The sequence below is a fragment of the Actinomadura sp. BRA 177 genome, assembly GCF_013372625.1.
Lineage (GTDB): Bacteria > Actinomycetota > Actinomycetes > Streptosporangiales > Streptosporangiaceae > Spirillospora.
The window spans coordinates 1-5,987 of the sequence record NZ_JABXFD010000189.1; the positions used below are offsets into that span (position 1 = coordinate 1).

General features: G+C 73.2%; 5 protein-coding genes and 1 pseudogene. 5 read left to right on the forward strand and 1 reads right to left on the reverse strand.

Features of this window, described 5'->3' with window-relative positions; genetic code table 11:
• The 3 genes from HUX53_RS06450 to HUX53_RS06460 form a co-directional block, all read left to right on the forward strand.
• Window positions 1-997: hypothetical protein (locus HUX53_RS06450; RefSeq protein ID WP_217919147.1), on the forward strand; the 997-nt coding region annotated here is incomplete at its 5' end.
• A 113-nt stretch (window positions 998-1,110) separates the two neighbouring features.
• On the forward strand, window positions 1,111-1,731 hold the full coding sequence (locus HUX53_RS06455; RefSeq protein WP_176402247.1) for a hypothetical protein: 621 nt from the start codon (window positions 1,111-1,113) through the stop codon (window positions 1,729-1,731).
• A gap of 5 nt (window positions 1,732-1,736) precedes the next feature.
• Window positions 1,737-2,222, forward strand: a complete 486-nt coding sequence (locus HUX53_RS06460; RefSeq protein ID WP_176402248.1) for a hypothetical protein — start codon at window positions 1,737-1,739, stop codon at window positions 2,220-2,222.
• On the opposite strand, the gene HUX53_RS06465 is transcribed toward HUX53_RS06460, so the two are convergent.
• Window positions 2,186-3,670, reverse strand: coding sequence for an alpha/beta fold hydrolase (locus HUX53_RS06465; RefSeq protein ID WP_176402249.1), 1,485 nt, complete (start codon window positions 3,668-3,670; stop codon window positions 2,186-2,188). The two genes, HUX53_RS06460 and HUX53_RS06465, sit on opposite strands and share 37 nt — an antisense overlap.
• A gap of 177 nt (window positions 3,671-3,847) precedes the next feature.
• On the opposite strand from HUX53_RS06465, the gene HUX53_RS06470 reads away from it, so the two are divergent.
• Window positions 3,848-5,257, forward strand: a complete 1,410-nt coding sequence (locus HUX53_RS06470; protein WP_309237081.1) for an aldehyde dehydrogenase family protein — start codon at window positions 3,848-3,850, stop codon at window positions 5,255-5,257.
• 189 nt (window positions 5,258-5,446) lie between these two features.
• A pseudogene (locus HUX53_RS06475) lies at window positions 5,447-5,987 on the forward strand (hypothetical protein); the annotation flags it as partial.

Here is a 5,987-nt window from a genome sequence, read left to right on the forward strand (position 1 = left end):
GGTCAGCGGGGGGGACCAGACGACGCGGGGGCGGTTCGCGTACGCCCGTCGTTTCCTCGACCTCGCGTGTCCACTGCTCGCCGCGCCCGGCCGCGTCCGGGCGGTGCTGGGCGCCTGCGCGGCGATGGTCTACCCGCTCGGCTCCGGTCTCGTGGTCATGCTGCTGCACACGGACACGAGCGTGGCGGGGACGGTCCACGACGCTCCCGGCAGCTGGCGGTGGGTGCTGCTGCAGTCGACGCTGGGCGTGCTCGCCGGCTGCGCGCTGTGGCTCGCGCCCGTCACGGCCCGGCGGGGCGTCCCAGCACTGATCGTCACGGGCGTCGCCGCGACGCTGACCGTGCTGATCGTTCCGGGCGTCCTGGAGGCGGCCGCGCAGGCGTCGGGCGCGGGTCAGGTGCTGTGGCGGACGATGTGGCTCGTGCCGGCGCCGGTCCTGATCGGGCTGCTGGCGACCGTGCGGATGCCCGCGCCGGGGCGACCGGCCGTGCGCGCGTCGCTCGCCGCGGTGCCCGCCGCGGCCCTCGTCATCGCCGTCGTGGCGGGCGGGGTACCGGTGTGGTCGAACGAGGCGCGGTCGATCGTCGCGTCGCGCCCGTCCTGGAAGGTCTCCGCGTACGCGGTCGGCGTCACGCGGGACGTCCTCGGGCTCGCCGGGCCCGGTTCCATGGTCCTGATGCCGACCGGTTTCATGCGGGCGGTGCCGCTGCTGACCGTCCGGACGCAGGCGGTGAACCCGAACGGCCACTACCTGCGGCTGCTGCCCGTCCGGTCCCAGGTCATCGACGACCGCGAGGTCCTCACCGAGGCGGTCCGCAGGCGCTACGGCGCGAAGCCGGACGGCGCCGCGGTGACGGCGGCCCTCGAACGCGTCGGGGTGGACGTGGCGTGCGCGTGGCGCAACGACCCCCGCGGCCTCGCCCTCCTCCGGGACGCGGGGTACGGCGGTGACCACCGGGTCGGGCGCCTGCTTTGCCTCTTCCCTCCGGCGGGTTGACCGTTCCCCTCCGCGAGCGGGCCGAATGGCGGGTGTTCTGTGGTGGTTCGTTTTGAATGCCATTGATCGGGCATCGGCGTCTCATTCGATCCGACGCACGTTGGAGGAACACAATGTCGACCGCGATATGGGTCGTCATCGCCATTGTCATCGTCGCGGCGCTCTGCGCCGCCGGGTACCTGGCCTGGACCAGGTCCCGGACGGCGCGGCTGCGGCGGCGGTTCGGCCCCGAGTACGACCGCACGGTGGAGAGCGCGGGCGGCCGCGCGGCCGCGGAGCGGGAGCTGCGCTCCCGCGAGCAGCGCCACGAGGAGCTGGAGCTGCGGGAACTCGACCCGCGCAAGCGCGAGCAGTACCACGAGCAGTGGGTCCGGGTGCAGGAGCGCTTCGTCGACACCCCGGGGGCCGCGGTCGAGCAGGCCGACGGCCTCGTCACGGTGGTGATGGGCGAGCGCGGCTACCCGACGCACGGGTTCGAGGAGAAGGTCGCCCACCTCTCGGTGGAGCACGGCCGCACGATGGACCACTACCGGAGCGCCCACACGATCAGTGGCCGGGCCGCGTCCAAGGAGGCGTCCACCGAGGACCTGCGGCAGGCCATGGTGCACTACCGCGCCCTGTTCGAGGAACTGCTGTCCGCCCCCGGCGGGGAGCGCGACGCCGACCGGCACGCCCCGGACGAGCCCGCAGGCGCGGCGGCCGGGCGCCGCGACGACGAGACCCCGAGGAGCTGACCCCGATGGAGCACAGGCGACTCGACGACCGGGTGCCGGACCCCGGCCTGCCCGGGGACACGCACGTCGCCGGTCCCGCACCGAAACCCCCGGCGATGGACGCGCCGGAGCCCGTCCCCGACACCGCTCCGGACCCGATGCCCGCCGCGGACCCGGTGCGGGCCGCCCACCCGGTGCCGGAGGCGGTTCCCGCCGCTCCCCCGGCCGAGGAGGACGCGGCCCCGGCGAAACTGCTCGACGCCGCCGACGCGGAGCGCTTCCGCGAGCGCTGGCACGAGGTCCAGGCGTCGTTCATCGACGACCCGGGCGAGGCCGTCCGCCGGGCGGACGACCTCGCGTCCGACGCCGTCGACGCGCTCGGCCGCGCGATCGCCGCGCACCGGCGGACGCTGTCCGAGGCGCTGGACGGCGGCGAGCGGCCCGGCACCGAGGGGCTCCGGCTGGCGCTGCGCGACTACCGGGACCTCCTGGACCGCATCTTCGCCGCCTGAGCGGACAACGACGGCGCCCCCGCGAAACCGCGGGGGCGCTTTCGTGCGGGTTCAGCCGTTGAGGAACCGGTAGACCGCCTCGCGGCCCTGCGTGCCGCGTTTGCGCCCTTCACTACGACGAGCTTGCCGCGCGGTGCGTGGCGGAGTTCCTCCCGTGCCCATTCGAGCGGCGTCGACAGATCGCGGTCACCGTTCAGCAGTAGTACCGGCACGGAGAGCGTCGTCCGGCGCGGCTCGGCGGTGTGCCGCGACCAGGGCCAGTGCAGGCATTCCTGGATGAACCCGTTTCCGACGGCGGTGTCGGCGGTGAACGGCCAGGTGGCGCGGGCCGGAAGGTGCCTGCGCGTCCATTCCAGCGCGGCCGGGCGGCTGGCGGGCGGGGTCTCGGACGTCCCCCAAGGGAAGTGCCCGTCGCCGCAGATCGTCGCGATGTGCAGGCCGGAGCTGTACCGGGTGACGTCGTCCCCGCCGGAGTTCAGGATCTGCAGCAGCCGGTCGAGCCGGGCCGGGTCCCCGTGGCGCGCCTCGTGGACGGCGCCCACCGCGTCGCCCCATCCGTTCGGCAGGGAGTCCGCGTCCCGGTAGGTCGGGTCGAGGAACTCGTAGGTCACCAGCATGTCCCAGATGAGGACGGCGTCATCGCGGTGCCTGGCCAGCCACGCCAAATCCTTCGCGGGGTCGAACCCGCAGGCGGGCGCCGCCTCGCAGGCGTCCCGCAGGACGCGCGCCGTGGCCCGCAGGCTCGTGAGGTAGAGCATGTCGTCGCGCTGCGGATCGACGTGCGGCAGCACCGAGTCGAGGACGAGTTTGCTCACGTGCCGCGGATATCGGACGGCATAGCTCGCACCGGTCATGGTGCCGTAGGAGACGCCGTCCACCGTCCATTTCCGCACGTCGAGGGCGCGGCGCAGCAGGTCGAGGTCGCCGACGGTCTGCTCGGTGGTGAAGTAGTGCCGCCGGTCGCCGAGCACACCGGCGCACTCGGTGACCGCCCCGGCGGTGGGCGGCTCGATGTCGCTGCTGCCGACCTCCGCTTGCAGCTTCGGGCAGTCGATCGCGCCGAATTCGCCGGTGCCGCGCTGGTCGATCATGACGAACCGGTAGTTCTTCGTGAGCTCCGGCATCCGCGCGGAGATCCCGTCGATGAACGGGACTCCGGGCTGGCCGGGCCCGCCGGTCAGGAACAGCAGGACGCCCCTGGGCGCGTCGGCGTTGCCGGCCATGGCGACCTGGAGCTTCAGGCTGCCCTTGCCGGGACGCCGGTGGTCGAGCGGGACGGTCAGGAACGCGCAGGTGAATCCGGGTTTGCCCGCGCAGGGACGGGGGTCGGCCAGGTGCGGCGCGGACGGATGGGGCGGGGACGCTGTGGGTGCTGCGGCCGCCGTCGCCCCGCCGGATGCGGCGAGGGCGAGGGTGAGGGCGAACACCGCGGTGAGACGTGATCGCATGTGATGATCATCACTCCGTTCCCCGGCGCCCGCGCGGATCTCGCCGGATCCGGCCACCGGCGCGCCGCCCGCCGGAGCCGGGTCCCGGCCGCGTTCCGGGGCCCGGGACCTCGTCAGGCGGGCCGCGAAGGTGAATACTGAATCTCGTTCGGTAACCCCCTGAGCGGAGGATCAACGGTGTCCGAGACCTTCTCGATGACCATCGACGGCGCGGCCGTCGACGCGCCCGGCACCTTCGGGGTGATCAATCCGGCGACCGGCGAGGTGGCCGAGCGGGCGCCCGACGCCTCCCGGGAGCAGCTCGACGCCGCGATGGCGTCCGCCCAGGCCGCCTACGCCGAGTGGCGGCGCGACGAGTCGGTGCGCCGCAAGGCGCTGCTGGCGGCGGCCGACGTCATGTTCGCCCGGTCGGAGGAGATCGGCCGCATCCTGACCCTGGAGCAGGGCAAGCCGCTCGCCGACGCGACCATGGAGGTCGTCGGCGCGGGCGTGTGGCTGAAGTACTTCGCCGAGCTGGAGCTGCCCCGCGAGATCATCCAGGACGACGGCAGCGCGCAGGTCGAGGTCGTCCGCCGCCCGATGGGCGTGGTCGCCGCGATCACCCCGTGGAACTACCCGCTGCTGCTCGGCGTGTGGAAGATCGCGCCGGCGCTGCTCGCGGGCAACACGCTCGTCCTCAAGCCGTCCCCGTTCACCCCGCTGTCCAGCCTGAAGCTCGGCGAGGTGCTGCGGGACGTCCTGCCCCCCGGCGTGCTGAACGTCGTCACCGGCGGCGACGAGCTCGGCGCCTGGATGACCGCGCACGACGTCCCCCGCAAGATCAGCTTCACCGGCAGCGTCGCGACCGGCAAGCGCGTCGCCGCCGCGGCGGCCCCCGACCTCAAGCGCGTCACGCTGGAGCTCGGCGGCAACGACCCGGCGATCCTGCTGGACGACGCCGACCCGGCCGCCGTCGCCGACAAGCTGTTCGGCGCGGCGTTCCAGAACAACGGCCAGGTGTGCTCGGCGATCAAGCGCGTGTACGTGCCGGAGGCGCTCTACGGCGACGTGGTCGACGCGCTCGCCGAGCGCGCGAAGGCCGCCAAGGTCGGCGACGGCATGGAGGAGGGCGTCCAGTTCGGGCCGATCAACAACAAGCCGCAGTTCGAGCGGGTGTCGGAGCTGGTCGCGGACGCGATCGCGGGCGGCGCCCGCGCGGCCGCGGGCGGCAAGGCCGTCGACGGGCCCGGGTACTTCTTCGAGCCCACGATCCTCGCCGACGTCCGGGACGGCGTCCGGATCGTGGACGAGGAGCAGTTCGGCCCCGCGCTGCCGATCATGAAGTACACCGACGTGGAGGAGGCGCTCGCCCGCGCCAACGGCACCCACTTCGGGCTGTCCGGCTCGGTGTGGGGCGCCGACGCCGACCGGGCCGCCGAGGTCGCCGGGCGGCTGGAGTGCGGCACCGCCTGGGTCAACACCCACCTCGCGCTCGCCCCGCACCAGCCGTTCGGCGGGTTCAAGTGGAGCGGCGTCGGCGTCGAGAACGGGCCGTGGGGCCTGTACGGGTTCACCGAGCTGCAGGTGATCCACCGCTCCAAGCACTGAGCGGTCGCGCGGCGGTGAGGGCCCGGCGCCGCCGGGCCCTTACCCCTCCTCGGCGCGTATTGCATGAGCGGAAAGTCACGACTTCGAGTCCGGAAAGTGACATGGCCACTACTGGTGGTCCGGTCCTGGAATGGGACACTTTCTGGGCGGGGGCCGTGGAGACCGCACCGCGACCTGTGAAGGAGCCGCATGCACACCTGGGACGTCATGCGCCAGGACGACCTCGGAAACACCTTCCACGTGGCCTCCCATGATTCGCGCATAGCGGCGTTGGCGCAGGTCCTGGTGATGGAGAGCGGCGTCCCGCACAAGCAGTCGTACTGGGTGGAGGGGCCGCCCGGTCCCGCCGTCCGCACCAACCGCGACCTCTATCTGGTCTTCCTTCACCTCGGGCAGGAGGCGCGGGCGGCGTCCTGGTCGCTGTCGGCGTTCCTGCGCGCCCTGTGGAAGGTCGGCGCTCCGCTGAGTGACCGGGCCAGCCTGGAGCCCGACGACGTGGCGGCGATGTTCGCGGCGGCGTCCACCACCCCGCCCGCCGCCTTCGACCCGGCGTGGAGCGGCAAGGACCTGGCGCTGCCCGGCACCGAGCCGGACGGGTACGCCGACTGGGAGCGGGTCCTGCCTGTCGCAGATCGCCGACCTGGAGGACTTCCGCACCCATCCGCCGGGCCACTATACTACACAGACAGTGCCGAAGAACGAGCAAGAGAACACTCCCGTCACCACGAAG

Coding starts and splice junctions, on each gene's coding strand:
- HUX53_RS06455 (WP_176402247.1), top strand. CDS start 1,111: ATGTCGACCGCGATATGGGTCGTCATCGCCATTGTCATCGTCGCGGCG.
- HUX53_RS06465 (WP_176402249.1), bottom strand. CDS start 3,670: ATGCGATCACGTCTCACCGCGGTGTTCGCCCTCACCCTCGCCCTCGCC.
- HUX53_RS06460 (WP_176402248.1), top strand. CDS start 1,737: ATGGAGCACAGGCGACTCGACGACCGGGTGCCGGACCCCGGCCTGCCC.